3 protein-coding genes are annotated in these 3136 nt (G+C 41.1%); 1 reads left to right on the top strand and 2 read right to left on the bottom strand.

Going from position 1 to position 3136, the window contains the following annotated elements:
* Positions 1-311: 311 nt before the first annotated feature.
* The gene (gene tet(B), locus ACQEXR_RS19785) at positions 312-1517 is read right to left on the bottom strand and encodes a tetracycline efflux MFS transporter Tet(B) (protein ID WP_031944061.1); all 1206 of its coding nucleotides are present in this window, start codon (positions 1515-1517) and stop codon (positions 312-314) included.
* Positions 1518-1598: 81 nt separating this feature from the next.
* Here tet(B) and tetR(B) point away from each other — a divergent pair, with 81 nt between their 5' ends.
* Positions 1599-2222 (top strand): tetracycline resistance transcriptional repressor TetR(B), encoded by a 624-nt coding sequence (tetR(B), locus tag ACQEXR_RS19780; protein WP_000088605.1) that lies wholly within the window; start codon positions 1599-1601, stop codon positions 2220-2222.
* On the opposite strand, the gene ACQEXR_RS19775 is transcribed toward tetR(B), so the two are convergent.
* Positions 2200-2823, bottom strand: coding sequence for an ArsR/SmtB family transcription factor (locus ACQEXR_RS19775; protein ID WP_001280391.1), 624 nt, complete (start codon positions 2821-2823; stop codon positions 2200-2202). The genes tetR(B) and ACQEXR_RS19775 overlap by 23 nt on opposite strands.
* Between the last annotated feature and the right edge of the window lie 313 nt (positions 2824-3136).

Here is a 3136-nt window from a genome sequence, read left to right as displayed (position 1 = left end):
AGTATATGATCACAGGTAATTGTGATCGTCAAATCGATCGTTCTAATTGTTCAAAAAACGTTCGCGATCTCGCCCTGTACTCAATGGCTGGTTTATGCATATCGCAATACATGCGAAAAACCTAAAAGAGCTTGCCGATAAAAAAGGCCAATTTATTGCTATTTACCGCGGCTTTTTATTGAGCTTGAAAGATAAATAAAATAGATAGGTTTTATTTGAAGCTAAATCTTCTTTATCGTAAAAAATGCCCTCTTGGGTTATCAAGAGGGTCATTATATTTCGCGGAATAACATCATTTGGTGACGAAATAACTAAGCACTTGTCTCCTGTTTACTCCCCTGAGCTTGAGGGGTTAACATGAAGGTCATCGATAGCAGGATAATAATACAGTAAAACGCTAAACCAATAATCCAAATCCAGCCATCCCAAATTGGTAGTGAATGATTATAAATAACAGCAAACAGTAATGGGCCAATAACACCGGTTGCATTGGTAAGGCTCACCAATAATCCCTGTAAAGCACCTTGCTGATGACTCTTTGTTTGGATAGACATCACTCCCTGTAATGCAGGTAAAGCGATCCCACCACCAGCCAATAAAATTAAAAAAGGGAAAACTAACCAACCTTCAGATATAAACGCTAAAAAGGCAAATGCACTACTATCTGCAATAAATCCGAGCAGTACTGCCGTTTTTTCGCCCCATTTAGTGGCTATTCTTCCTGCCACAAAGGCTTGGAATACTGAGTGTAAAAGACCAAGACCCGCTAATGAAAAGCCAACCATCATGCTATTCCATCCAAAACGATTTTCGGTAAATAGCACCCACACCGTTGCGGGAATTTGGCCTATCAATTGCGCTGAAAAATAAATAATCAACAAAATGGGCATCGTTTTAAATAAAGTGATGTATACCGAATTCGATTGCGTCTCAACCCCTACTTCGGTATCTGTATTATCACGTGTATTTTTGGTTTCACGGAACCAAAACATAACCACAAGGAAAGTGACAATATTTAGCAACGCAGCGATAAAAAAGGGACTATGCGGTGAAATCTCTCCTGCAAAACCACCAATAATAGGCCCCGCTATTAAACCAAGCCCAAAACTTGCCCCTAACCAACCGAACCACTTCACGCGTTGAGAAGCTGAGGTGGTATCGGCAATGACCGATGCCGCGACAGCCCCAGTAGCTCCTGTGATCCCTGAAAGCAAACGGCCTAAATACAGCATCCAAAGCGCACTTGAAAAAGCCAGCAATAAGTAATCCAGCGATGCGCCTATTAATGACAACAACAGCACTGGGCGCCGACCAAATCGGTCAGACATTTTTCCAAGCCAAGGAGCAAAGATAACCTGCATTAACGCATAAAGTGCAAGCAATACGCCAAAGTGGTTAGCGATATCTTCCGAAGCAATAAATTCACGTAATAACGTTGGCAAGACTGGCATGATAAGGCCAATCCCCATGGCATCGAGTAACGTAATTACCAATGCGATCTTTGTCGAACTATTCATTTCACTTTTCTCTATCACTGATAGGGAGTGGTAAAATAACTCTATCAATGATAGAGTGTCAACAAAAATTAGGAATTAATGATGTCTAGATTAGATAAAAGTAAAGTGATTAACAGCGCATTAGAGCTGCTTAATGAGGTCGGAATCGAAGGTTTAACAACCCGTAAACTCGCCCAGAAGCTAGGTGTAGAGCAGCCTACATTGTATTGGCATGTAAAAAATAAGCGGGCTTTGCTCGACGCCTTAGCCATTGAGATGTTAGATAGGCACCATACTCACTTTTGCCCTTTAGAAGGGGAAAGCTGGCAAGATTTTTTACGTAATAACGCTAAAAGTTTTAGATGTGCTTTACTAAGTCATCGCGATGGAGCAAAAGTACATTTAGGTACACGGCCTACAGAAAAACAGTATGAAACTCTCGAAAATCAATTAGCCTTTTTATGCCAACAAGGTTTTTCACTAGAGAATGCATTATATGCACTCAGCGCTGTGGGGCATTTTACTTTAGGTTGCGTATTGGAAGATCAAGAGCATCAAGTCGCTAAAGAAGAAAGGGAAACACCTACTACTGATAGTATGCCGCCATTATTACGACAAGCTATCGAATTATTTGATCACCAAGGTGCAGAGCCAGCCTTCTTATTCGGCCTTGAATTGATCATATGCGGATTAGAAAAACAACTTAAATGTGAAAGTGGGTCTTAAAAGCAGCATAACCTTTTTCCGTGATGGTAACTTCACGGTAACCAAGATGTCGAGTTAACCACCCTTTAGATTCATAAAGCGAAAATAATGCGGCTCCAACGTACCCACCTAAATGGAAACGGCGTTCACTCCAATCTAAACACGCACAACAGATTTTACGTGAATGTTTGGAAGGAACGTCAATTCCCATTTCATGAAAATATTGAATACCACTTAATGTGATCATTGAACCATTTTCAGTGATCCATTGCTGTTGACAAAGGGAATCATAGATCTTAACGGCAACTTCGCCAGCTAAATGATCATAGCAAGTACGTGCTTTTCGTAAATGCACTGGCGTGGAAACTTTGGCATGTACGCCATGGTTTAAGGAGATCCCCATCATACTTTCCATCAATTCAGCAATATCTTTTCCTGCTAGCCGAAAATAACGATGCTTGCCTTGAGCTACTACTGTGATTAGCTGGCAATCTAATAATTTAGATAAATGACTGCTCGCCGTTGAAGCTGATATATTCGCCACAGAACTTAGCTCAGTGGCCGTCCAAGCTCGCCCATCCATCAAAGCACTGAGTATTTTAACTCGTGAAATGTCAGACATAGCCGCCCCTATCGCGGCTATTGAGGACTCAAAGGTAACCTCTTTTCGTATTAAATTAGCCATCGCAAGTTCACTTTATTGCCCAAGGGAGCGTAACAGATGCAGCCATACTATCATTGTCCGTTATTAATATCAGTTGGTTAGCATGGTCACTGTATTGCACTAAAATATTAATGTTATTCTCCGCCAATACTCGTGCTATTTCGCCAAGTTCCCCCGGTTTTTCCTGTTTTAACTGGCTTTGTTGCTTAAATCGATGGAACTAAATCAAGAAGCTACGATCTGATCGGCTACATCCATTAATCGTCGTAGC

This window comes from Vibrio sp. TRT 2004, assembly GCF_050113735.1.
In the GTDB taxonomy this organism is placed as follows: domain Bacteria; phylum Pseudomonadota; class Gammaproteobacteria; order Enterobacterales; family Vibrionaceae; genus Vibrio.
This window is presented reverse-complemented; position numbering and strand designations above follow the sequence as displayed.